Origin of the sequence: Labrys methylaminiphilus subsp. lupini (genome assembly GCF_051161885.1) — a bacterium.
In the GTDB taxonomy this organism is placed as follows: domain Bacteria; phylum Pseudomonadota; class Alphaproteobacteria; order Rhizobiales; family Labraceae; genus Labrys.
Genome location: NZ_JBMDIH010000001.1, coordinates 961,460 through 985,263 on the forward strand (window position 1 = coordinate 961,460; position 23,804 = coordinate 985,263).

At 63.3% G+C, this 23,804-nt stretch carries 20 protein-coding genes and 2 pseudogenes; 9 read left to right on the forward strand and 13 right to left on the reverse strand.

All coding sequences use genetic code 11. From position 1 onward, the window contains the following. The first annotated feature begins 57 nt into the window (after positions 1-57). Positions 58-438: a hypothetical protein gene (locus tag ACN6KF_RS04465; RefSeq protein WP_434955676.1), complete on the forward strand. Its 381-nt coding sequence runs from the start codon at positions 58-60 to the stop codon at positions 436-438. 27 nt (positions 439-465) lie between these two features. Here ACN6KF_RS04465 and ACN6KF_RS04470 read toward each other — a convergent pair whose 3' ends face one another. After that, positions 466-993: a DUF1697 domain-containing protein gene (locus tag ACN6KF_RS04470; RefSeq protein WP_434955677.1), complete on the reverse strand. Its 528-nt coding sequence runs from the start codon at positions 991-993 to the stop codon at positions 466-468. Between the two features lie 146 nt (positions 994-1,139). Then, complete coding sequence (locus ACN6KF_RS04475; protein ID WP_434955678.1) at positions 1,140-1,622, reverse strand: MarR family winged helix-turn-helix transcriptional regulator; 483 nt, start codon at positions 1,620-1,622, stop codon at positions 1,140-1,142. 44 nt (positions 1,623-1,666) lie between these two features. Here ACN6KF_RS04475 and ACN6KF_RS04480 point away from each other — a divergent pair, with 44 nt between their 5' ends. Further along, on the forward strand, positions 1,667-3,181 hold the full coding sequence (locus tag ACN6KF_RS04480; RefSeq protein ID WP_434959613.1) for an FAD-dependent oxidoreductase: 1,515 nt from the start codon (positions 1,667-1,669) through the stop codon (positions 3,179-3,181). Between the two features lie 80 nt (positions 3,182-3,261). Here the strand turns inward: ACN6KF_RS04480 and ACN6KF_RS04485 are convergent, their stop codons facing one another. Continuing rightward, positions 3,262-5,250: an ABC transporter substrate-binding protein gene (locus tag ACN6KF_RS04485; RefSeq protein WP_434955679.1), complete on the reverse strand. Its 1,989-nt coding sequence runs from the start codon at positions 5,248-5,250 to the stop codon at positions 3,262-3,264. 501 nt (positions 5,251-5,751) lie between these two features. On the opposite strand from ACN6KF_RS04485, the gene ACN6KF_RS04490 reads away from it, so the two are divergent. Together ACN6KF_RS04490 and ACN6KF_RS04495 are read left to right on the forward strand one after the other, a co-directional pair. Further along, entirely contained in the window at positions 5,752-7,536 is a 1,785-nt protein-coding gene (locus ACN6KF_RS04490; protein ID WP_434955680.1) for an MFS transporter, read from the forward strand. A gap of 146 nt (positions 7,537-7,682) precedes the next feature. Continuing rightward, entirely contained in the window at positions 7,683-12,452 is a 4,770-nt protein-coding gene (locus ACN6KF_RS04495; RefSeq protein ID WP_434955681.1) for a DUF3320 domain-containing protein, read from the forward strand. Between the two features lie 89 nt (positions 12,453-12,541). Here ACN6KF_RS04495 and ACN6KF_RS04500 read toward each other — a convergent pair whose 3' ends face one another. Continuing rightward, positions 12,542-12,946, reverse strand: coding sequence for a RidA family protein (locus ACN6KF_RS04500; RefSeq protein ID WP_434955682.1), 405 nt, complete (start codon positions 12,944-12,946; stop codon positions 12,542-12,544). Between the two features lie 406 nt (positions 12,947-13,352). Continuing rightward, positions 13,353-13,559, reverse strand: coding sequence for a hypothetical protein (locus tag ACN6KF_RS04505; RefSeq protein ID WP_434955683.1), 207 nt, complete (start codon positions 13,557-13,559; stop codon positions 13,353-13,355). On the opposite strand from ACN6KF_RS04505, the gene ACN6KF_RS04510 reads away from it, so the two are divergent. Further along, positions 13,558-13,692: a hypothetical protein gene (locus ACN6KF_RS04510; protein WP_434955684.1), complete on the forward strand. Its 135-nt coding sequence runs from the start codon at positions 13,558-13,560 to the stop codon at positions 13,690-13,692. The two genes, ACN6KF_RS04505 and ACN6KF_RS04510, sit on opposite strands and share 2 nt — an antisense overlap. A 120-nt stretch (positions 13,693-13,812) precedes the next feature. Here the strand turns inward: ACN6KF_RS04510 and ACN6KF_RS04515 are convergent, their stop codons facing one another. The 4 genes from ACN6KF_RS04515 to ACN6KF_RS04530 all read right to left on the reverse strand — a co-directional run bounded on the left by ACN6KF_RS04515 (position 13,813) and on the right by ACN6KF_RS04530 (position 17,118). Then, complete coding sequence (locus ACN6KF_RS04515; protein WP_434955685.1) at positions 13,813-15,372, reverse strand: RimK family protein; 1,560 nt, start codon at positions 15,370-15,372, stop codon at positions 13,813-13,815. Between the two features lie 126 nt (positions 15,373-15,498). Then, entirely contained in the window at positions 15,499-15,981 is a 483-nt protein-coding gene (locus ACN6KF_RS04520; protein ID WP_434955686.1) for a GNAT family N-acetyltransferase, read from the reverse strand. A gap of 243 nt (positions 15,982-16,224) precedes the next feature. Further along, complete coding sequence (locus tag ACN6KF_RS04525; protein WP_434955687.1) at positions 16,225-16,632, reverse strand: rhodanese-like domain-containing protein; 408 nt, start codon at positions 16,630-16,632, stop codon at positions 16,225-16,227. Between the two features lie 114 nt (positions 16,633-16,746). After that, positions 16,747-17,118, reverse strand: a complete 372-nt coding sequence (locus ACN6KF_RS04530; RefSeq protein ID WP_434955688.1) for a type 1 periplasmic-binding domain-containing protein — start codon at positions 17,116-17,118, stop codon at positions 16,747-16,749. A gap of 9 nt (positions 17,119-17,127) precedes the next feature. Between ACN6KF_RS04530 and ACN6KF_RS04535 the strand changes: the two are divergent. The 4 genes and pseudogenes from ACN6KF_RS04535 to ACN6KF_RS04550 all read left to right on the forward strand — a co-directional run. Beyond that, positions 17,128-17,556, forward strand: a pseudogene (locus ACN6KF_RS04535) (ATP-binding cassette domain-containing protein); the annotation flags it as partial. 78 nt (positions 17,557-17,634) lie between these two features. Next, positions 17,635-17,796 (forward strand): annotated as a pseudogene (locus ACN6KF_RS04540) (sugar phosphate isomerase/epimerase); the annotation flags it as partial. 381 nt (positions 17,797-18,177) lie between these two features. Beyond that, on the forward strand, positions 18,178-18,585 hold the full coding sequence (locus tag ACN6KF_RS04545; protein ID WP_434955689.1) for a hypothetical protein: 408 nt from the start codon (positions 18,178-18,180) through the stop codon (positions 18,583-18,585). Positions 18,586-18,878: 293 nt separating this feature from the next. Continuing rightward, entirely contained in the window at positions 18,879-19,739 is an 861-nt protein-coding gene (locus ACN6KF_RS04550) for a hypothetical protein (RefSeq protein WP_434955690.1), read from the forward strand. A 51-nt stretch (positions 19,740-19,790) separates the two neighbouring features. Here the strand turns inward: ACN6KF_RS04550 and ACN6KF_RS04555 are convergent, their stop codons facing one another. From ACN6KF_RS04555 to ACN6KF_RS04570, 4 genes are all read right to left on the reverse strand, one after another. Then, the gene (locus ACN6KF_RS04555) at positions 19,791-21,242 is read right to left on the reverse strand and encodes a sensor histidine kinase (protein WP_434955691.1); all 1,452 of its coding nucleotides are present in this window, start codon (positions 21,240-21,242) and stop codon (positions 19,791-19,793) included. Then, complete coding sequence (locus ACN6KF_RS04560; protein WP_434955692.1) at positions 21,239-21,913, reverse strand: response regulator transcription factor; 675 nt, start codon at positions 21,911-21,913, stop codon at positions 21,239-21,241. The genes ACN6KF_RS04555 and ACN6KF_RS04560 overlap by 4 nt, the downstream gene beginning before the upstream one ends. A 51-nt stretch (positions 21,914-21,964) precedes the next feature. Next, on the reverse strand, positions 21,965-22,339 hold the full coding sequence (locus ACN6KF_RS04565) for a hypothetical protein (RefSeq protein ID WP_434955693.1): 375 nt from the start codon (positions 22,337-22,339) through the stop codon (positions 21,965-21,967). A 113-nt stretch (positions 22,340-22,452) separates the two neighbouring features. Then, positions 22,453-23,085, reverse strand: coding sequence for an outer membrane protein (locus ACN6KF_RS04570; protein WP_434955694.1), 633 nt, complete (start codon positions 23,083-23,085; stop codon positions 22,453-22,455). Positions 23,086-23,804 lie beyond the last annotated feature (719 nt).

Consider the following 23,804-nt stretch of genomic DNA (forward strand, 5'->3'; position numbering starts at 1 on the left):
GATCTAGCAAGATCCCCCGAGCGCGGGCGGAACGGCATCGCGCTCTGGACCTTCGACATGCGGATCTATTTCCTCTGCCTTTGGCTGCTCGCTCCCTTGGCTGCCCTGCCGGTGCTGGTTTCCACGCCCAAGCCGGTGACGGTTGTTGCCAATCCGTGGCAGGACCTCCTGATGCTCGAGGTCATGGCGACCGAAACGATCGCGCTGGCTTCGAAGGAAGATCTGGAGGCCGCCGAGAAGCGGATCGGCGATTTCGAGGCGGTCTGGCAAAATGCCGAGATCCATGTGAAGCCCTGGGACGGCAGACTTTGGCGGCTGATCGATCAGGCGATCATGCGGGCAGGCGCGGAATTGCGTGGCAGCGAGCGCAGCCCGGTCCGAGCGCGGGCAGCCCTGTCGAGCCTGCTGGCTGCCTTGAACAGCCGGGTGGGTGGATGATGATTTTGGCTGTCCTGCGCAGCAACGTTACACGGCCAGTTTCAAGACCGTGTTCCAGTTGCGGCCGGTCACCAGCGTACCGAGATGGCGCTCGATCAGCTTGGTGGTGAGCTTGGAGCGGGCGATGCCGTCCGGGTAATGGGCATAGAGACAGCGCTCACTGGCGGCGATGCGTTCGCGCCCCTGGATCGCCGCGCGCAAGGAAGCGAGCGCGGGGCCGGCAATCTCGCCCTTGCTGGGAAGGGCGAGCAACTGGGCGGGGTGCGCTTCTGCCTCGATCTGGAAGGGATTGGCTGCGATCAGGGCCTGCCATTCCGGCATGGTGCGGATCATGAAGGCGGCCGGGACGCCGAAGCTCTCGGCGACAGCCTGTTCCCAGCGCTGCTCCAGATCCGGCACCGCTGCCTCGCCGGCCTCGAAGGTGAGGTTCCCGCTCTGCAGCAGGGTTGTCACCCCGATGAAGCCGAGGCTTTCGCCGAGGGCGCGCAGTTCGGCCATCTTGATCGTCGAGTTTCCCCCGACATTGATGGCGCGCAGCAAGGCGATGTAGCGCATGATCGGGCCCTCGGTCGGGGAACGCACGATGTCGGGCTATAAGCCAGACTCGATGCAATTGGGGGGGATGATATCGGCGATTTCAGCACTGGCTTCGTGTGTGCGGTCAAGCCAATTCGATCATGGAGTGGCAGGTATCCCGTAGGTCATTCCGGGGAAGTCGCCGTGATGTCGTCCGCAAATCTGCGCATGAGCCGCACGAGTTCGCTAAAGTCGCTGTCCTCCCATCCGGCAAAGATCGCACGGCCCATCTTCTCGCGAGCGGCATCGACCAGATCGGTCATCGCCTTGCCTTTGGGCGTGATGGTCGCCTCGCGAATACGTCGATCGGCAATGCTGCCCTGACGATCCACCAGGCCGAGGCTCTCCAGTTTTGCCACCTGCCGGCTGACTGTCGTGTAGTCGCGCCCCACGCGGTCGGCCAGTTCCACCACGCCGATCGGGCCGAGCCGCTCCACCATGACCAGCAACGGAAACAGAGCGCGATCGAGAGAGATGCCGGCTGCCCGCACCATCGCCTCGTCACGCTGGGGGCGGTTCATCACGCTGACGATGTCAACCAGAGCGCCGTGAAGCTCGCGCAGCAGCGAGCTAATATGTGTATTTTGCACATTGTTGATTGACGACATATTCGGTCTCCTATTATGTGCATATTACACATATGGAGCAGGCCATGACAAAGCATTTTGCAGTTGACGTTCTCATTTGCGGGGCAGGGGCGGCTGGGTTGACGCTGGCTATCGACCTCGCGCGGCGTGGGGTGCCCTTCCGGCTGATCGAAAAAATGGACAAGCCGTTCCACGGGTCGCGCGGCAAGGGGATCCAACCGAGAACACTGGAGATCTTCGAGGACCTCGGAGTTTTGGATCGGATCGCGGCGGCGGGCGGACCCTATCCGCGGCAGCGCCACTATCACGATGACGGCAGTCACAGCGATTCCGAGCTCATGGAGCAGCAGGCCCCGATACCGGCCGAACCGTATCGCACCCCGTTGATGCTGCCGCAGTTCATGACCGAGAGCATCCTGCGCGAACGTCTTGCAGAATTGGGACATCGCCCTGAATTTGGATCTGAGCTGGTTGGCCTTGACCAGGACGAGGCCGGTGTATCGATGCGGATCGCCCGCAGGGCGGGCGAAGAGAGCATTCGCGTGCGCTGGCTTGTCGGCGCCGATGGCGGCCGCAGTTTCGTGCGCCAGGCGCTCGACCTGGGCTTCCCGGGCAGGACGCTCGGCGTTCGCGCCATCGTCGCCGACGTTTCCCTGACCGGTTTGAACCGGGATGTCTGGCATCGTTTCGGGGACAAGGACATGCAGCGGCAGATCTCGCTTTGTCCGCTCGCGGGAACCGACCTTTTCCAGATACAGGGACCGGTTCCACTTGAAGGCGACGTCGATCTCTCCGCCGAGGGGCTGAATGCCATGGTCGCCCAACGCACCGGCCGGGACGATATCCAGGTGGGATCCGTCTCCTGGGCTTCGGCTTTCGCCATGAACGCCCGGCTGGCCGATCAGTATCGCGTCGGCAGCATATTCCTGGTTGGGGATGCGGCGCATACGCACCCTCCGACCGGCGGGCAGGGGCTCAATACCGGCGTTCAGGATGCCTATAATCTCGGCTGGAAGCTGGCAGCTGTTCTGGCTGGCGCCCGCGACCAGCTGCTCGATACCTATGAGGAGGAGCGGCGCCCTGTAGCCGCAGCCATGCTCGGCCTTTCGACAAGTCTGCTGGATGATCTCAAGCGCGGCGAGATACGGCGTGGCCGCGAGACGCAGCAGCTCGACATCGGCTATCCCAAGTCGTCGCTGGCGATCGAGCGGCCGACACGACGGGGTGGCGTGCTTGCGGGGGATCGTGCGCCGGATGCCCCGGTCCGGGGCGCGGCCGGTCAGCCCCTGCGCTTGTTTGACTTGTTCAAGGGACCGCACTGGACGTTGCTCGTGTATGAGGGCAATCCAACAGCCCTGCCATCGCGTCGCGGGCTGCATATCCACGGCGTCGGCGAGCAGGGCGATATCGTCGATCACGCCGGCCATGTCGGTGGCATCTACGCCCTCATGCCGGGAGACTGGGTGCTCGTGCGGCCCGATGGCTATGTCGGGGCCATCCTTGCTTCTTCCGAAATGGCGCTGCTGGAGCGCTATCTTGAGGAGGTGGGCCTCGGCCGGCCGGAACAAGCGCAGCCATGACCCATGGCAGTGCAAGGGCGAGCTGGTCGGGGTCGGCCAGCCCGGCCGGCCGCATGGACCTCGCCGCCCCGGCCAAGGCCTTATTGTGGTGAGACGAAGAAGAAATCCGCGGGTGGCAGCGAGCCGTAGACATAGGGTTCCTGCCGGTTGCCCGTGATATCGAGCACGTCCTGCCGGACGAAGCGGAAGATCTTGTTGATCTCCACGCCCGGCTCGACCAGGCGTTTGGCCAGCGAAAGGGCGAAGGGGCTGTTGGCCTGATCGCCGTCGGCGGCCGTCGTACCTTCCTTTGCAGAATAAACCACCAGGGTGGCGCCGGCCGGCTCCACGCGCGAAAGCCCGCGATCGATCGAACGGCTCGCCACGCTCAGCTTCATCTGAGCGATGAAGGGATTGTTGCGACAGGCATCGAGCACCACCAGCTTGAGCTTGCGCGCACCATCCAGCGAACTCATCACCCGCTCCAGCGGGACGGCCTCGTCAGGAACGTCGCGATCGGATTCGAGTACGGCGTCCAGCGGGATCAGATAGTTCTTGTTGTCCACTTCGATGCCGTGACCGGCATAGTAGATGACGGCCCAGTCCGATTGGTCGGCCTTGCGCGCAAAGGCTTTCAGCGCCGCGATCATGCCGGCGCGATCGAGGTCGTGCGCAACCGTGACGTCGTCCACTCCGGTCTGGTGCAGCGCCTGCCCGATAAGGTCGGCATCGCGCAGGGTGTTCGGCAGCTGGGACACCGAACGGTAGGCCGAATTGCCGATGACCAATGCGACGCGGCGAGGCGCTTGGCCGGCGGTGGCGGCGGTCGTGTTGGCAGCAGGAACAGTCTTGACGATGGGAGTGGTTTTGGCAACGGCAGGCGTCTCGATAACAGGCGCGGGCTTGGACGCGTCCTGCGCCGTTTCGATCGTATCGCCGGCATTTTCCGGCAGGGCGTCGGCGACCGCAAGCGGGGCCTGCGGTTCGACCGGCTCATAGGTGATAGTGCCGTCGCCACCCTTCTGCCAGCGATAGACGATCAGATCGGGCGTGGTACGGTCGCCCTTGGCGTCGAAGGCGATGTCGCCGAGTACGGTGTGGAATGCCTCGCCACCATGCATCACCTCCGCCATGCGCTGCGGATCGGGCGTTCGGGCCTGTTTGGCCGCCTGCTGGAAGACCTGTACCGCGGCATAAGCATAGAGTGCGTAGCCTTCCGAGAGGTCGGGTGCGGTACGGATGACGTCGGCGGCCGCGGGGTTCTTGCCGGGCTGGGGAGAGAAGGTCATCAGCGTGCCGATCACGGCATCGCCGCCGATGACGGGAAATTCGCTGCCGGCCAGGCCGTCCCCGGAAAACAGCAAGGTCCTTTGGCCTCGTTGGCGCAATTGCCTGAGAATAAGGCCTGCCTCGGTGTAAAGGCCTCCCCAGAGCAGGAGATCGGCTCGTGCCTTGCTCAGTCGGTCGACGATGGCGGAATAGTCCTTCTCGCCGACATCGACGCCGGCCTCCAGCACCGGCTTGAACCCCGCTCGTACGAAGGCATCGCGGGCGCTATCCGTCAGTAACCGGCCATAGGTGGTTTTGTCATGCACGATCGCCACCCTCTTGCCCTTGAAGTTCTTGGCGGCATAGTCGGCCCAGACGCCGCCATGGCGATCGTCGCGGCCAGCGACACGGAAGACGTTCCACAGGCCGCGCTCGGTCACCTTCGGATTGGTGGCGGAGGGGGAAATCAAGAGCATGCCGTGCTCGGCATAGACCTCCGAGGCCGGAATGGTAACGCCCGAGTTGAAATGCCCCACCACCAGCTTGACGCCCTGCGCCGCGAGCTTGTTGGCGGCCGCCACGCCCTGTCGGGGATCGGAAGCGTCGTCGGCGATGACGATCTCCACCCGCTGCCCGGCGATGCCGCCCTTGGCGTTGATGGCCGCCACTGCCGCCTCGGTGCCCTTTCGCATCTGTTCGCCGAAGCCGGCGTTCGGTCCAGTCATGGGGCCGGCCACGCCGAGCTTGATCTGGGCCCCTGCCGGTGTTCCTGTCGAAAGGCCTATCGCCAGGAGCAGGCAGGTCAACCAGGCCATCCGCATAGCGGGTTCCTTTCGGTGTTCGGAATAGTCTCAACCATAGGTTGTAGCGTATGATACGGCATCGCACCCGGCAGCGACAATCATCTCGGTAACACGTAGCGGCCGAGGCAGGGTGGTCCGGCCTGGGACAAGAAAGGCAAAGCCGCGCGCGGGCCTTTCGGCATCGTGTTCTTGGTGGTGTAGCATTGGGGTGGCGAGCAAGATGCCCGGCCCGGGGAGCCAAACGCCTTAACGTTGCTAAGTATAACTTGAATCACGATTTGACGCTGCCAAGTAACTATGAAACCGTCAGAGCTTGAGGTGTGCGGTTTTTCCGGACAGAGTCGCCGGCGCGCGCCGAAGCTTGATTGAACAGCGTGATGATCGTCTGAGGAAGCCTGCGCTTCAGGCATCGTCCACCGGCACGACAGCCGACAACGGACCGGATCAACGGCCGATGAGGAAACAAGACATCCGGCACGGGTTCGCTGGGCTGCGCCCGGCCGGCGGGGGAGAGCATCGATGTCAGTCAGTACGGCAAGTGTGGACCCTTCGGCGCCGATGAGCAGGGAAGACAAGAAGGTTATCTTCGCCTCTTCTCTAGGCACGGCTTTCGAATGGTATGATTTCTTCATTTATGGTTCATTGGCGACCTATATTGCCGCCCATTTCTTTTCTTCGCTCAGCGAGACTGCAAGCTTCCTCGCCACGCTGCTGGCCTGGGCGGCGGGCTTCATCGTCCGGCCCTTCGGCGCTCTCGTCTTCGGTCGCGTGGGCGATCTGGTCGGACGTAAATATACCTTCCTCGTCACCATCACGCTGATGGGCGCTTCGACCTTTCTGGTCGGCCTGCTGCCCAGCTACGCGTGGTGCGAACAAAATCTCGGCGTCGGCGCCATCGCGCCCACCATTCTGATTGCGCTGCGTATCGTACAGGGCCTGGCTCTCGGTGGCGAATATGGTGGGGCCGCGACCTATGTGGCCGAGCATGCGCCCGCCAACAAGCGGGGCCTTTATACGGGCTGGATCCAGGCAACGGCGACCGGCGGGCTCCTGCTCTCGCTGGTCATTATCCTGTTGATCCGGCAATACATGTCAGAGGCGGCCTTCAGCGCCTGGGGCTGGCGCATCCCCTTCTGGATCTCGATCATCCTGCTGCTGGTTTCGGTGTGGATCCGAATGCAGCTCGCCGAGAGCCCGTCCTTCGTCAAGATGAAGGAGGAGGGGGCAACCTCCAAGGCGCCGTTGAGCGAAGCCTTCCTGAAGTGGTCCAATCTCAAGATCGGCCTGATCGCTTTGTTCGGCATGGTCGCGGGCGAGGCCGTGGTCTGGTATTCGGGGCAGTTCTACGCCTTGCTGTATCTGACCAAGACCTTGCGCGTAGACCTGACCACTGCCTCGCTGCTGCTGGGCGTTGCCCTCGTCGTCGGCCTGCCACTTTTCGTGTTCTTCGGCTGGCTGTCCGACAGGATCGGCCGCAAATGGATCATGCTGCTGGGCTTCCTCCTGGCAGCGGTGTTCTATCAGCCGATCTTCAAGGCCATCACGCACTACGCCAATCCGGCGCTCGAGACGGCACTCGCCAAATCGGCCGTCACCGTCACCGCCGACCCGGCCGATTGCTCGGTGCAGTTCGACCCGATCGGCACCGCCAAGTTCACCTCCTCCTGCGACGTCGCCAAGAATTTTCTGGCTTCGAGCTCGGTGTCCTACACCAACGAGGCGGCCGCACCGGGAACGCCGGCATCGGTGAAGATCGGCGATACGGTGATCCCGTCCTATGTCGCGACGGGGCTTGATGCCGCCTCTGCCAAGGCCAAGAAGGCCGAGTTCACGACGGCGCTCTACAAGGCCTTGAAGGATCACCAATATCCTGTGTCGGAAAAGCAGGCGCCTGTGAAGGATGCCAGCGGTGCCGTCGTCAAGAACCCGGATGGTACCGACAAGACCGCCACCACCTATGCCATGGCGCCGGCCGATCCGGCCGGGATCAACAAGCCGATGCTGGCTTTGATGCTGATCACGCTTATCGTCCTGGTTACCCTGGTCTATGGCCCGATGGCGGCGGCCCTGGTGGAACTCTATCCCACCCGCATCCGCTATACCGGCATGTCCTTGCCCTACCATATCGGCAATGGCTGGTTCGGTGGCCTGGTACCCTTCGTGATCTTCGCCATGGTCGCGGCCAGCGGGGATCTCTATTACGGCCTGTGGTATCCGATCGTCGTCGCGGCGGTGGGCTTCATCGTCGGCATGCTCTTCGTGCCTGAAACCAAGGATCGCGATCTCGACAACATCCCGTCCTGATCGCCTCGCAACACGACAGGAAACGGCGCGGCGCCTCGGTGTCGCGTCGTTTCCTTTTTGGTGAGGTATTTCGCGCCAGCCAGCGGTGTCACGCTGGAAAATCGAACCTCCGCGAGTATAAACTGGCCATGGAGGGGTTCGAATCAATGTCTGACAATTTGGTGCGCAGGCGCCTGCTGGAACAGCGGCAGGCTCTGCTCGATCTTGGCCTGCGCAATCGGCTGATCAACCTGCCGATGCGGACCAAGGGCGTGCGCACCATCGAAATCGTCGAGGCGAGGGCCCCCGAGACCTATGAGCTGCTGGCGGCCGGCAAGGCGCTCACTTTTCTGCCCGGACGCGAGCCGGAAGAGGCAGCACAGGGCGAACTGGCCATCGAGGAGATAACCGCCGCTCCGCCGGCGGCCCCGGTGGACGCCAGGCCGAGCAGCGAGGCCGTGGCACCGGCACCCAATCGGTTGCAGACCCGCCTGGCCGCCGAAGCCCTGCAGAAGCGCTTGTTCGATATCTGGTACGATGCCCGCACCATCGAGGAGGAGCAGGGCGTCAATATTCTCTATCTCGCCTTCGGCCTGCTGCGCTGGTACGAGGACGATAAATCCGACATCGCGCGCCATGCCCCGCTCGTGCTCCTGCCGGTGCGTCTCGAGCGTTCCAGCGCCGCCGAGCGTTTCAGCCTGCGTGCGCGGGGTGAGCCAGCTTCGCCCAATCTGTCGATTCAGGCCAAGTTGCGTGGCGATTTCGGCCTGGTGATCGAGGATTTGCTCGATGAGGACGAAGTCGATATTCCCGCCTATGTCACCGAGATCGCCAGGACGGTTTCCGGCAAGGCGCGCTGGGAGGTGTTGCCGGATGCGATGGTGCTCGGCTTCTTCTCCTTCGCCAAATTCCTGATGTATCGCGACCTCGATCCGGACAATTGGCCTGACGGCAGCGCCATCCACGACCATGGGCCGGTGGCGGCCCTGCTGGGGGAGGGCTTCGAGGCCCATGAGCCGATTGTTCCCGATGGTCAACCCATCGATCCGGTGATACCGCCGCCGGCGCTCAATCACGTGCTGGACGCCGATTCATCCCAGGCCGTCGCCATCGAGGAAGTGCTGCGCGGGCGCCATCTGGTGATCAAGGGGCCGCCGGGCACCGGCAAGAGCCAGACCATCGCCAACATCATTGCAGGTGCCGCCCTGCAGGGCAGGAAAGTGCTGTTCGTGGCGGAGAAGATGGCGGCGCTGGACGTGGTGCATCGGCGGTTGCGCCAGGTTGGGCTCGGGCCGATGACGCTCGAATTGCACTCGACCAAGGCCAATAAGCGCCTGCTCCTGGAGGAGTTGCGGCGAACGCGCGAGCTTGCCCAGAAAGCGGCCGTCCAAGATCCTGGCGTGACTTTGCGCCTGGCCGAGACCCAGGCTGATCTTAACCGGCATGCGGCGATGCTGCATGAACCGATAAGGCCGAGCGGCATCAGTCCCTATCGGCTGCTGGGCCAGCTTGTCGCCCTGCGTGAGGCGGGTGGGCTCGCCGGCTTTGCCGTCGAGGGCGCCAGCCAGTGGACGGGCGAGCAGGCGCGCACCAATCGGGAGTTGATGGCGGAGCTCGCCGAGCGCCTCGCCACGGTGGGGGACCCTGCCACCAGCATCTGGCGCGGCGTAAGGCGCGATGCCATCGATCCGGCCGAACTCGAACGCCTTGCCGGCCTGATGCGCAGCGTCGAAGCGGATCTTGAAGCCGTGGGAGAGGCCGCAACCGGCGTCATCCAGGATTTCGGGCTCGAAGTCGTGACGATCCGCGATCTCGATGCCGTCAGGCGCACCACCTGCGCGGCATCGTCGCTGCCCGCCCATGCTGACCGGCACCTTCTCGCCCAATCGCTATGGCGTGATGACGCCGGCACCCTCGGCGAACTGGTCGCTCTGGGACGGGCCCATTGCAAGGTTATCGAAGCGATGGCACGGGTCTACCGGGCGGAAGCCTGGACGGCGGATCTGCGGCCGATCCGCGAGGAACTTGCCACGCGCGGCGCGTCCTTGCTGCGCTTCTTCTTCGGGCGCTATCGCAGTGCCAAGGCCCAGTTCAAGGCCTTGCTCGCCATCGAGATGCCCGGCGATCTCGCCAAGCGGCTCGAGCTTCTCGACGGCATGATTTCGGCGCAGGACATTCGCCGCCGTTTCGAGAGCCAGAAAGATTTGGGCGCGCGCGCCTTCGGCACACTCTGGGCCGGCGACAAGTCCGACTGGGACAAGCTGCAAGCCATCACCGATTGGTGGCGGGACCATCGCCATCCCGCGCTCGCGCGTGATTTCCTGGAACGGCTGGCTGCCCGGCCGCGCGGCAGGGACCTCGGCGCCATGGGTACGGTGATCGTACAAAGCGTGCCGCGCCTGTTCGAGGATCTGGAGGCACTCAGCAACTTCCTCGATTACGACCTGGAGGGCGGTCACGGCATCGTCGATTGTGCGGACCTGGAGGTTGCGGCCCTCGCGCGGCAACTGCGCCTCTGGCTGGCCAATCTCGAAAGCATCACCCGCTGGATTGCGTTCACCCATCGCTGCCGCGTGGCTGGAGAGGCCGGCCTCGGCGGTCTGGTGGACGGCTTGCTCGACGGCCGTATCCCGGGCGACAGCCTGGTGGCGACCTTCGAGCGAACCTATTACGAGGCCTTGCGCGAGGACGTCTTCACGCGGCACCCCGATCTCAAGCGTTTCGACGGCGAATTGCAGAACCGCACGGTCGAACATTTTCGCTCGCTCGACAGGGCCCGCATCGCCCTGGCGCGCGAGAGCGTGGCCCTCAAGCATTTGCGTGAACGCCCGGCTTCGGCCGGCGGCATCGGGCCATTAGGCGTGCTCAATGGCGAGTTCGCGAAGAAGCGCAATCATCTGCCGATCCGGCAACTGCTCGACAAGGCCGGCCCTGCCATTCAGCAGCTCAAACCGGTGATGATGATGAGCCCGCTCTCCATCAGCCAGTTTCTCAAGCCGGGAGCGCTCGCCTTCGATCTGCTGGTCATCGACGAAGCTTCCCAGGTCGAGCCGGTCGACGCCCTCGGCGCGGCGGCAAGGGCGTCCCAGATCGTCGTGGTCGGCGACGAGCGCCAATTGCCGCCGACGCGCTTCTTCGCCAAGCTGACCGGCGAGGCGCCGGAGGAGGAAGGGGACGAAGAGACCTTCAAGGCGAGCGATGCTGAAAGCGTCCTTGATCTTTGCCTCGCCAAGGGCATGTCCTATCGCCAGCTCAACTGGCATTATCGCTCGCGGCACCAGTCGCTGATCGCCGTTTCCAATCGCGAATTCTACGATAACCGCCTGCTGGTGGTGCCGAGCCCGCATGCCGGCGGTCGCCTCCCCAGTGGCGGCGCCGGGGGGGCGGAGGCGGTGGGCTTGATCTTCCGCTACCTCCCCAAGGCCGTCTATGATCGCGGCAACAGCCGCACCAATGCCGAGGAGGCCAGGGTCGTGGCGCAGGCGATTATGGCGCATGCCCGCCATCGCGCCTCGCAGTCACTCGGGGTGGCCACCTTCTCGGTGGCGCAGCGCCAGGCCATCCTCAAGGAACTCGAACTGTTGCGGCAAGCCAATCCCACGACCGAGGTTTTCTTCAACCGGGAAGGCAACGAGCCCTTTTTCGTCAAGAATCTGGAGAACATCCAGGGCGACGAGCGCGACATCATCTTCATTTCAGTGGGCTATGGCCGCAGCGCCGAGGGGTATCTCGCCATGAGCTTCGGCCCGCTCAATCTCGACGGCGGCGAGCGGCGGCTCAATGTGCTGATCTCGCGGGCGAAGTATCGCTGCGAGGTCTTCTCCTCCCTCCGCGGCGAGGATATCGATCTCGCGCGCGCCAATGCGCGCGGCGTCGTGGCGCTGAAGCTGTTTCTTACTTTCGCCGAGACCGGCCGGCTCGATCAGCCCGTCGAGACCGGCAGGGCGCCCGATTCGCTGTTCGAGGAGCAGGTCGCCAGCCAGTTGCGGGCGCGGGGCCATCAGATCGCGCACCAGATCGGCAGCGCCGGCTTCTTCGTCGACCTCGCGGTGGTGGATCCCGATCGGCCGCAACGCTTCCTGCTCGGCATCGAATGCGACGGCGCCCAATATCACGCCTCGCGGTCGGCCCGTGACCGCGACCGGCTGCGCCAGCACGTGTTGGAAGGGCAGGGCTGGGTGATCCATCGCATCTGGTCGACGGATTGGTATCTGCGCCCGCGGGAGGAACTCGGCAAGGTCGAGGACGCGATCGACCAAGCGAGGGCGATCTGGCGCAAGCGGGATGAGGAACTCGCCGTGTCGGTCGAGCCGGAAAATGGGGCGGAGGAAGAGCCGTTGCCGCCACCGGCCGATGAGCCGCCGGCGGAGCCTGATGAGGTGCCTGCGCCATCCTCGCCCGCGCGTCCCTATGTCGAGGCGCGCCTCAGCATGACGGGCACGGCGGAACTGCACGAGGTGCCGACGGCGCGCATGGCGGCTTATGTGGTCGGCGTGGTCGAGGTCGAGGGGCCGGTGCATGAACAGGAGATCGTGGCGCGCATCCGCGATTCCTTCGGCCTGGCCCGGGCCGGCAACCGGGTGCGCGAAGCGGTGCAGGACGGCATCGACGTCGCTCGCGTCACCAGCAAGATCGTCGGCGGGCCCTTCTACAAGCTGCCTGATGCCCCAGTGGTTCTGCGTGATCGCTCCGTGGTGGATAGCGCCGGCCTCCGGCGTCCCGACATGCTACCCGATGAAGAGGTCGAAGCCGCCTTTCTAGCCGTGATTGCCGCCAATTACGGGGCGCCGCGTGACGCGCTGATCGTGGCGGCGGCTCGCTTGTTCGGCTTTGCGGCAACCAGTTCCGTGCTGAAGGAGCGGCTCGACGACGTGCTGACGGTGATGCTGTTCAAGGGGCAGCTCAAGCTGCAGAATGACCTGATCGTCAGCGGTTGAGGACCTGCTTTCGGCGCTGGCACTCGTCCCGGCCCGAGCCGTTCATCCCGAAAATCCGCATCCGTTGCGTAACTATACGTGCTTGCCGATCACGCATCGTCGTCGACGACGGCGATGGCGTCGACCTCGAGCATGTAGTCGGCGTGCGAGAGGGCAGCCACGCCCACCAGGGTGTCTGTGGGCTTGTGCATGCCGAACAGGGAGATCCGGCCTTCCTCGATCTGGGACAGGTAGTCCCGTTTGTAGTCGGCCACAAAGATGGTGAGCTTGGTGACCTGGTCCGGTCGTGCGCCGGCAGCAGCCAGGGCCAGGCCGATATTGGCGAAGACCTGCGTTGCCTGGGCGACCATGTCGCCGCGGCCGACCAGATTGCCGTGGGGATCTTCGGCGACCTGCCCGGCAATGAACACCAGCCTGCTCCCCTTCGACACGACGACATGCGAATAGGTCTGCGGCGTTGGAATGCCGTCCGGATTGATGCATTGCAGCGGCATCTTTAAAGTCCTTTCGGAAGGGGGGATGGGACTTCGATCACACACAGAGGCCGGCGCCGCACGGGGATAGTCACCGCGTCGGAGACCATGAAGCGCTTTTTCTCGCCCCGGAAACGGTGAGGCGAACCCCAGAAAACGGACAGCACCGTCGCGGCGAAACGGGTGCGTCGTTAATCTCTTTTTTCCTATATTTTCAAAGTGATGCGCAAGCTTGTCAAACTTGGCTGATTAGACGGCACTTTAACACGGTCCGGACACCGGTCAGACATGTCCTGGAAAGGTTTGCCGGGCATGATGCAACCCTCGCTACAAAGGGTCGTGTCATGTTCTATGCGTTGCTGTTCGCCTTGGCCTCGGCCTGCTGCCTCTATTATGTCAGCTATGACATCTGAAAGCGCCCGACCCATCACATTGGCGTAGTTTCTAGAGAAAAGTGCGGTTTCTTTGAATCACACTTTTTCTCTAACTCTTTGTTTTGACGCGTTTTCCTAATCGAAAAGTCGAATAACTTTTCAAAAAAACGCTCCAGCCCCGGCAACGAAACTTTACACGGCAGACCGAGGCCGGAAGCATCGGGGACCGATACTGCATTCTCCATCTGGAGGAGTGCCATGTCGTTTCGTGCCAATGCCGTTTCGATCTTTCTGCAGGGAGCATTGACGAGCGCCGCCGCCCTCCTGGCGGTGAGTGCGATGCTCGCCGTGCTCATCATCGCCCTCCACGAAGGGTTGGTGCATATCCTGTAGCGAACGGCACTGTCAGCCAGCGATGCCGGGCACCGGCTGCGGCGGGCTTGTGGTCCGCTCGTGCCATGGCAGGCCATCGGGGGCGCGTTCGAGCCCCAAACGCCAGCGGCATTTGCCGCCTCAGGAACCGGTGTCGCGCAGATTGTGCACCAGCCGCGGCCTGGAGATCGCCTCGGACGGGAGCGCCGGTGCGGGCGGGCGATGACGGGCATCCACCAGGGCCTGGAAGTGCGACAGCAGCTTGCGATAGAGGCCCTCGCCGGCGGCGGCATCCTCCAGGCCGAGATCGATGTTGGGATTGTCGTTGATCTCGATGACCACGACCCCCGATTTGGTCTGCTTGAGGTCCACGCCATAGAGGCCGTTGCCGATCAGCCTTGCTGCCCGCACTGCCGGTTCGATCACCTCTTGCGGCACCTCCCCGACCGGCACGGCCTGGGTGCGGCCTTCGGTATAAGCCCCGGCTTCGCCATGCTGGATGATCTGCCAGTGGCCGGAGGACATGAAATATTTGGCAGCGAAAATCACCTCGCCTGCGAGGATGCCGATGCGCCAGTCGAAGGGCGTGTAGACATAGTCCTGCACCAGGATGAGATCGGACTGCTTGAACATCGCGGCGGCAATTTCCTGAAATTGCTGCCAATTCTCGGCCTTCTTCACGCTGAGGCTGAAGGCGCCGTCAGGCACTTTCAGCACCGCGGGATAGGTCAACTGCGTCTCGAAGCTCGTCAGCGTGCGGCGAGTGAGGAAGAGCGTACGGGGCGTCGCGATACCGTTGCCGCCGAGAAGTTCGGACAGGAAGGCTTTGTTGGTGCAGCGCAGGATCGAACCGGGATCGTCGATCACCGGCATGCCCTCGCTGGCTGCCTTGCGGGCGAAACGGAAGGTATGGTGCGCGATTGCCGTGGTCTCGCGGATGAACAGCGCGTCGAACTGAGTGAGGCGCGGATAGTCCTTCTTCTCGATCAGCTCCACGGCGATATCCATGTCCTGGCCGATGCGCACCATGGCCTGCAGAGTCTTCAGCTTGGAAGGCGGCAGGGGATCCTTGGGATCGTGCAGGATTGCCAGGTCCATGCGCGGGCCGCTGGTCGAGGGGGCATGGCGCCAGGGACGCCGGCAGAAGCGGGCAAGGCCATCGAGAAACAGGCTGTCGCGGGCCGGGTCGACGTCGCGCGGGTCGAGCGGACGCAGGGCGGCGACCTTCCAGCCGCTGCCGCCTTCCAGGCGCTCGAGGTCGATCGCCAACAGGGGACACCGGAACAGCTCGAAGCTGCGGCTGGCAAACTCGGGCAGACCGCGATCCTCGATGCCGCGATCATCGACCTGGCCGAAAAAGACCTGGATCCGCATCGCCTCCACCGCTCGGGGTACGGAGGCAAGAGCGCCGAGGCAGCGCTCCAGGCCGGCAAGCTTCTGGGTCTGCACCGCCTTGACCTGAAGATCGGTAATCGCCTCCATGCTTGGCGTCACCCGTTCGCCGCGCGCCTCGGCGAGCAGGGACACGTAGTAGCCGATGCTGAGATAGGCATAGCTGCGGCATAGATTGATGATCCGGCGCGGCCGCTGCAGCAGGCTCGGTCCTTCCGCGATGAATTCCTGTGCGGTGATCACCCGGATGCCGGGTACGGACCAGCGAAAATCACTGGATTTTTCAACGATGATCAGTTGAGCGGGCATTGGCTGCTTTCATGAAAGGGAAGGAAGGCGCTCGGCGTTGCGATCGTGCTTGCGCGTCTCTCCGCCGGCGATTTCGCAGGAGGCCGAAAGATGCATCCGAACAATGGTTTATGACTCCGCGCGTATCTATTGCAGCGCGCTTTGCCTCAGGCAGTCGTGGTCGATCAGGCGCTGGAAGCGAATGGCCTCGGCCCCGTCTTCGTAATAGTTCGCCACGCGCTTGAAGGGCCGAAAGCCGAGGCGGCTGAACAGGGCCTGGGCGGGGAGATTGTCGCTGCGCGTTTCCAGCCGCAGCAGATGAGCGCCGGTCCCGGCACTGCTGGCCATTGCCTGCTGGAGGAGCGCCTGTGCGATACCTTGCCGCCGGGCGCGTGGTGCCACGGCAAGGGAATAAAGCCGCGCGACGGCCGTGCGGCGGTTGGTGAGAATGACGCTGCAGCCTGTGAGGCCGGTGGCATCGTCGCTGACGATGACGAGGGCCGAGGGGCTGGTCAGCAGATGGCGCCAATCGCGGCGGCTGATACGATCGCCGGCGAAGGCCGCGTTTTCGAGGTCGATCAGGGCAGGAAGATCCGCTGAACTCGCCTCGCGCAGATAGGGTACGGTCATGTGCGACAGACAGATTGATATCGACAATGAACGCGAGGGTAGGGCGTTGCCGGCGTCCCAACAAATCAGGATTGCATAAGGAAACGAGTGTGCGCCCTGTTGCAGGATGCCTGCCATCATCCTGGAAACAGACGTTTTTTTGGCGCTCGACGTCTTTGATTTACGGCGTCAGGCCTGGGTCAATTCGGTGTCTTTCGGCAGGAAGGAGCAGGGGGAAGAGGGGGAGGCGGATGACGCTCGCCCTCATTTTCCGTCGTGGCCCTCGGGAAACTCGATGGGTCCGCCCGCCTTTTCCCAGGACGAGAAACCATCCTTGAGATGTGCCGCCTCGAAACCCATGTCCTGAAGCGTCGCCACCGTCAGGGCCGAGCGCCATCCGGAGGCGCAGTGGAAGACGAACTTCCTGTCCTGGCCGAAGACGTCCTTGAAATAGGGGCTTTCTGGGTCGACCCAGAACTCAACCATGCCACGGGGAGCGTGGAAGCTGCCGGGAATATAGCCTGAACGCTGCCTTTCCCGGGGATCGCGGATGTCGACGATGACCACGCCGGGATCGCCGACCATGGCGATGGCATCCCTGGTCTCGATTTCCTCGATGCGGGCGCGAGCGGCCGCGACCATCTGAGCCGACGATATTTTTAGCTTTCTCATGGCATTCCCATCCTTTGGTGACGATTTTTGAGATGATGAATCTGCCCGGGGAGCCATGACGTTCAAGGTGGTGGATTGCCGCGAGGCCGCAAGCGTGCGCGATCGGCGCTGTCCTCAGCGCCAATTGCTCTCCCGCTCCGAACTCGGGGCGGATTCGGGCGGCACCACCACCATCGGATTCTCGCCTGGAGCGTAATTGTCCACCAGCGCGTAGCCCTCCGCGATGATCGCCTCGACGTTCTGCCGGGTCATCGTGACGTCAAAGGGCAGATGCGCCGCAAAGGGATCCCAGTCCGAACATACCGTACCGACTTCGCGCATCGCCTGGCGCGGCACCTGCAGGGAAAACCGCACCAGCCCCTCGAAGGCGGTGATCGAATTGATGAAGAGACCGCCCGGCATGCGACCGAGCGTTTCGAAGCGGGCGGCCAAAGCCTCGCGTGCCGATGAGGGGCGATAGCAGCAGCAGGAAACCTCCGGCGTCATCCCCTGGCCATGTGCCGCCACGGCGCCGCGGAAACCCTGGATACGTCGATCGGTGGCGCGTTCCCCGGCGATGCCGCAGAGAAAAAGCAGATCGGATGGCGCCGTCCGGCGTTTGCGCAGCCTGGCGATCAGCCCCTCGGTGAGGGCATAGGCGCCGCCGTAATTGTCAGTGACCACCGAGGGCGCATCGCTGCCGGGCAGATCGAGATTGACGCAAGGGATACCCGGCGGCGCGGCATCGCCCTACTGGACAGGCTGCTCGATCTCTTCCGGCTGATTTCGCCGGCTCGGCGCAAATCGCTGGTCGACGACTGGGTCAAGGCCCTGGCCATCAAGGTCTCCAATCCCGACAATGCGGTGTCGATCTTGTCCGGCGGCAACCAGCAGCGCGTCGTGCTGGCGAAATGGCTGGCCACCAAGCCCAAGCTCCTGATCCTGGATTCACCCACGGTCGGTGTCGATGTCGTCGCCCGCGCCGGTATCTTCGCCATCATCCGCAAGCCGATCATCTCGGGCGGCTTCAAGGGCGGCATGACCGTGGAGAGCCTCATCCATATGCCGCCGCAGCTCGCCTCCGCCTTGTCGGTCTGGCGCCCGGTCGCCAACAGCCGCGAGGAAATCCTGGCCGAGGGCCTGCCCTTCCTGCGCAACAAGGCCAGGCAGTACGGCCTGATCTAGGCCCGTATGCTGGATTGCCCGACAATGCGTCCTCCGATCTCCACCGGTCGGAGGATGCTTTTGTTTGTCCGGCAGCGTTTGGCCGTGTCCGATCGGCAATGCCGTGCCGACAGGTCTGCGAGCTGGATGGATGGGCGCAATGTCCGCGTAATACCCGCGGGCGATAGGGAGACATCGAAGGTTTCGGGTGATTCGCACCCTTTGCCGAAGGTGTCATCGTGGAAGACAGGCCATGTGTCCCTATCCCACCGCCGCCGAAGTGTCGTTTGGCCTTTGCGGACTGTATCTATATTCCCCACCCCTCGAATGTCTGGGCGACCGTCGGTTCAACTCACCGGCGAGGACTCGTCTCGGTCAGGTCTGACCGAAGGCCGGTGCGTCATGTCGGATCCGATCAGACTGAATTTCGATCGCATGCCTCGCCCCAACGGGCTGGCTGCAGCCATGGCGACAGCCGGCGTGGATGCTACCGCGCTTGCCCGCCGTGCCGGTGTGACTGCGAGCGATATCGATGCCTGGGCTCGCGGACAGCGCGACCTACGACCGGCCATGGCCACGCGGCTCTCGGCTCATCTCCATACCACGGCCGCCGATCTGCTGATCGGGCTCGGCTGTGGCGAGCCGGCGCGGCCAACGGGCTTGCCGTCATGCGACGAGATCAGCGCCGGAGCCGCCAAGCCAGTCTGGCTGGAGCGTCTCGCAGGCCGCGGCAATCTGGCCGAAACTGTGCTGATGCTGTCTGCCGCTGCGCTCATGGGAATTGTCGGCTGCCTGGCCGTTCTGGATTAGCCAGCTTTCACCCAACGGCCTCTTCAGATGTCGAAGGTGACATAGATGAAGCCGAGCAATGCCAGCATGACGAAGAGCATGGCCGCAATGGTCAAGGTCCCACACCTTCCTGCGTGAATGACCACACCATAGCGGCGGGGTGTTTCCCTAGTTTTTCCGCTTTGTGAAGGGCTGCGCCTCTATGTCCACGGTTCTCCAGGGAACTGTCGGCCGATATGCGCGCCCCTATACCCCCAAAAGAGATCGGCGCGGTGGCGAGGCCTTTCGCGCAATCGATCCTGCACGGAGGGTCCATGTGGAAGTTCACGGAGCTCGCGGATTGGTGGAGCCAGCAGCAGAAGGAATCCGAAGCGATCCTGGACAAATGGGTCGAGGATTCCAACTATAGCCAGGGTGCGATGATCGTGGGAGCCGGCACCAAGGCCTTGATGACTTTCGGTGCCGGGTTCGTCGATGTGCTGCGGCTTGGCGATGGTCTTGCCAAGGGCACCGCGGCCGGCGCCGGGCAGGATGGCTTGCGGCTCATCGCGATCCTGCCGGTCGGCAAGGCGGCGCAGATGGTCCGCTCCGTCAAGGGCGCCATCATGGCCAGGCTCATCGTCGACATCAATCCGAATGCCGGCATCTGCGCCTGGGTCGCATCGGCCAAGGCTCTCACGCAAATCGGCGCGAAGGTCGATGGCAAGCTCTTCGTCACGGTGGAAGACCTTGCCAAGGCCGCCGGCCTCGACATCGGCGCGCTCGGCGGGCTTTCCATGCAAGGAATGGAGAGGATTCTGACGCAACTCGGCGCGCGCTGCGGTGCCATCCGTCTCGTCAAGGTGGAGCAGGACGTCGCGCGCATGGTGGGCCATGATGGCAGCGTCGTGATGGTCATCGTGGAATTCGAGCGCTTTGGCTCGACGAACTATCATGCCTTTTATGCGTATCACACGGCGATCGGGCAGTTGCGCTACATGGATAGGTCTGTGCAGGCGGCCACTACAAAAATCTACCAGGGCATCGCCGAGATCGCCAAGGTCTACGGTACTCCGGCGATGAAGCCGATCGAGGCCATGAAGATCGAGAACATGTTCGTGAAGACAGTGGCGCATGAGTTGCCGCGCCTGGTCCTGCCGGTGCTTGGGGTCGTCGCCAGCGAAGACAGGCGCTAATAGCCCGTCTGGAAATGCTGACGCATACGAGCCCTGAACAGTTGACGATCCTCAGGCCGCCGCGCGGAGCAGGGGCAGCTCGATACGCACATGTGCGCCCTTCCAGGGACCGTTGACGATTGCGATGCTGCCGCCATGCAACTGCGCGATCTGGCGGGCGAGGTTCAATCCAAGCCCGGCGCCGCGCGAAAGCGGGTGCAGGCGATAGAACGGCTCGAACACGTTCTTGTGCTCCTCGGCGGGGATGCCGGGCCCTTCGTCGCGCACCTCCAGGCCACCAACTTCGTCGAGCGCCACCGTGATGGTGCCGTGACCGCCGCTATGCTCGATGGCGTTGCGGATGATGTTGGCGAGAGCCTGTTCGACCTGCAGGACGTTGGCTTCGACCTCGACCTTGCCGTGCGGCGGTTCGAAGGCAAGGTCGTAGCCGGCCTCGATGGCGAGCGGCGCAAAATCGGCGGCGACGCGGCCCGCGAGTTCGGCAAGGTCGACCACCTCGCGATGGTTGGCGGGACGATCGAGCAATTGATGATCGAGCAATTGCTGGGCCAGATGCGAGAGGCGCTCGATATCCTGTCTCAGCCGCAGGCTCTGCGGTTCCTCCTTCAGCAATTCGGCCCGCGTGCGCAGAATGGCGATCGGCGTGCGTAACTCATGGGCTGCGTCTGTGAGGAAACGGTTGTGCCGGTCGAAGCCCTGGGCAAGGCGGGCCAGTGCCTGGTTGAAGGCGTGCACCAGCGGCACGATCTCCTGGGGGACGTTCTCCACCGGCAATTGCATGGCGCGCGTGCTGACATCGATGCGTGCGGCCTGGCTGGCCGTGCCGATCAGACCGGTTAGGGAGCGGCGCACCACGGCCGGCGTCGTCACCAATGTGGTCACACCCATCACGACGATGATCGGCACCAGGAAGATGGCAAGGCCCACGATGATGCCGGGGATGACCCGTGCCCAATTGGCGCTGCCGTCCGGGTTGCGGGCCATGTCGACCTGGGCGGAAATGTTGATGATGAAGCCGTCGGCTTCGGACCGCGAGTGCAGGGTGGAGGTGACGATCTGCACCGGGCCGGCCTTGGTATCGATCTTCTGCACATAGGCTTCCGGGCGCATTTCCTGCCCGTCGTTCTTGCCGGCGAAACCGATATTGGCGTGATCGACCGCCCGCAGCAGGTCGCCGAGATCACGGTCATAGTCGGGAGGAACCGAACCCACGCGCAGGCTTTGTCCCGCCTGGTCGCGGACGATGTACCAGACATAGGGATATTCGGTGCGGAAGTCGGCCAGTTCCTTGGTATCGTTGACGATGAGCTTGCCGTCCTTGTCGCGCTCGATCGCTCCGGTAATGGCGGCAACTGCCGCCTCGTTGTCGACCATGAGCTGCGGATTGGCGACCGACAGCGCGATGATGAACAGCACGATGAAGGAGACAAGCATCGCCGCTTGCAGCAGGATCAGCCGCCGCACCAGGATCCATTGCAGGGAACGGGCCCGCCCCTGCTTCACGAGGCGGCCCGAAGCAGATAGCCGAGATTGCGGATGGCGCGGATCTCGATGCCGGCCGCAAGGTCGTCCAGCTTGCGGCGCAGGCGCGAAATATGGGCGTCGAGCGCATTCGAGCCGATTTCATCGTCAAGGGCATAGACCGCCTCTTCCAGCGTGCCGCGCATGACGGTGCGCCCTGGCCGCCGGATCAGAGTCTCCAGGACGAGGCGTTCGCGCCGCGGTAGGTCGAGGGGCTGGTCGTCGATCAACGCCTCGCGATGGCGGAAATCATAGGTGAGGCGGCCGACCACCGCCTGGTCCGCCCGCAGCGTATAGGGGCGGCGGTGCAGGGCACGCAGGCGGGCGACCAGTTCCTCGGTGGCGAAGGGCTTGCCCATATAGTCGTCGGCGCCGGCATCGAGCCCCGCGACGCGGTCCTGCAGGCTGCTCATGGCGGTGAGCGCGATGACCGGAGCCTCCACATGCAGGGCGCGCAGGCGCGGAATCAAGGTGAGGCCCTCGCCATCGGGCAGGCGACGGTCGAGCACGATCGCGTCATAGGCGCCGTAGCGAGCCATCGCCTCGGCGTCCGCCAGGTTCGAGGCGTGGTCGACCACGACGTCCTGGCGTTCCAATGCCGTCTTGAGTACGGAAGCCATTTCCGGTTCGTCCTCGATCAGCAGGATACGCATGGGACCCTTTGTCCGTCTTCGGTTCGGGCCGGTCTCAACAGGGAGGCCGGACTACTCGCATTCCAGGCTTGGCTTGCGGAAATTGGTGATGAGCCAGCGCTCGCCTGCGGCGCGGGCATAGAAGGTATAGAAGCATTCCTGCCGCTCGACATAGCCGGGCGTTTCCGTGGTCTCGACATCGCTACCGCGCCGGGTCCGGCGGACTTCGCTCCTGGCGGTACCCGGCACCACGTTGGTGGAAACCTTGCGCCACTGATAGGCGCGCTGGCCAGGTCCGAGATCCAGTATGCTGGTTGGCGGTCCATAGTCCAGCATCACCGTCTCAACCGGACCGCCGACATAGTTCTTCATGACGGCGGAAGCGCAACCCGTAAGCAGCAGAACGCCTGCGGCGAGCACGACAGGGAAGGCGCGACGAAAAGACATTGATGATTCCAGACTATATTTGGCTGTAGAAGCCGAAGATTGCGTCGACATTACGAGGAGCCGACCGGATCCGACTTGTGGCCGGATCCGGTCGGGGACTCCAACAGCGATCACTAGAATCGGTAGTTGAGGCCCGCTTTCAAAGCGTGGCTGCCAATGTCTTCCTTGCCATGCCCGAAGGACGAACGTGTCTTCAGGCCAGGGGTGCGGACATAATTGTATTCGACCTTGAAGGAGACGGTGTCGGAGAAGGCCTGCTCGACACCGGCGCCCATCAGATAGCCGGTCTTCCAGCCGTCCCTGACACGCGCGCCGTCGGTGCCTTCGAATTTGGTGAAGGCGAAGCCGGCCGTGCCGTAAAGCAAAGTGCGATCGAGAGCGATACCGGCCCGGCCCTTCAACGCCGCACGCCATTTCTCCTTGATCTTGCCGCCCCGCACGCGGCGTTCGGCACCGCCGAGATTGGAGCCTTCGATCTCGGCGCCGATGACGGCGGGTCCAAGGCGCATGTCGTGACCTGCCTGCACGCCCAACTGGAGGCTGTTGCCCTTGGCGAAGGGGTTGGCCGACTTGGCCGATGCCGCGCCGACATGCACGCCGACATAGGAGCCACTAAAGGACGTAGGCGGGGGCGGCGCGTAACGGGAGGAAGTATCATAATAATCTTCGGCCCAGGCAGGACCGCAGCCGGCCGCCGCAAAGGCCAGCAGGCCTGCCGCGAGGGGGGTGAGCAATTGCGTACGCACGTGTCTACTCCACTGCACGCGCTTGCGGCTGCGGGGCAATTGCCCGTGCGGACCGATGCGCGGATTGTCGGGTTTGGAGCCATGTTTCCGATGAGGGAGCGGCTCCTTTCGGGCTGTCTTTCGTCGGCGATGACGGCCTGCCGAGATCGATGCATTCTGCGATGCACCGGCATTGGCAAAAATCGCAGGGGCTCTCTAGCCAATCCATCAGATTGGCTTGGAAACAAAGAGCTAGAACATGCAGGTGTTCATGCCTGAATGCGTTTTACTCCCGAGAAGGAAAAGGCCAACGGAGGTTTGCCTCATCTGACCTGCATCGTTTCGATCGCTTGAAAGACATGAATCATCATACGGGCGAACATTACGCCCACATTGCGCTACTAATATCTTTCAGATATTTATGTATTTTTGAAATGAGACTATTGGTATTTACGAATGTTTCATAAATCCGCTTCTTCGGCATATGTAAACTAAAGGTTATTTTGTGCTTTCCTGCGAGTTGTAAGAGAATGCCTTTGCGCCCAAATGCGGTCGGCATGAGGCTGATAAGCCGGATCATGCGGGACGCGATGTGCCAACATCGCCAGGTTCCCCGGAGCCGGGTCGAGTGCGAAGAGCAGCCGGTCGAACCAGGGAAAATCGTTGGTGTCACCAAAAAGGGAAACCAACATCGTGCCCGCTCGTCATGCGGCGACGAAAAAAGCATCAGGGGCTGTAGG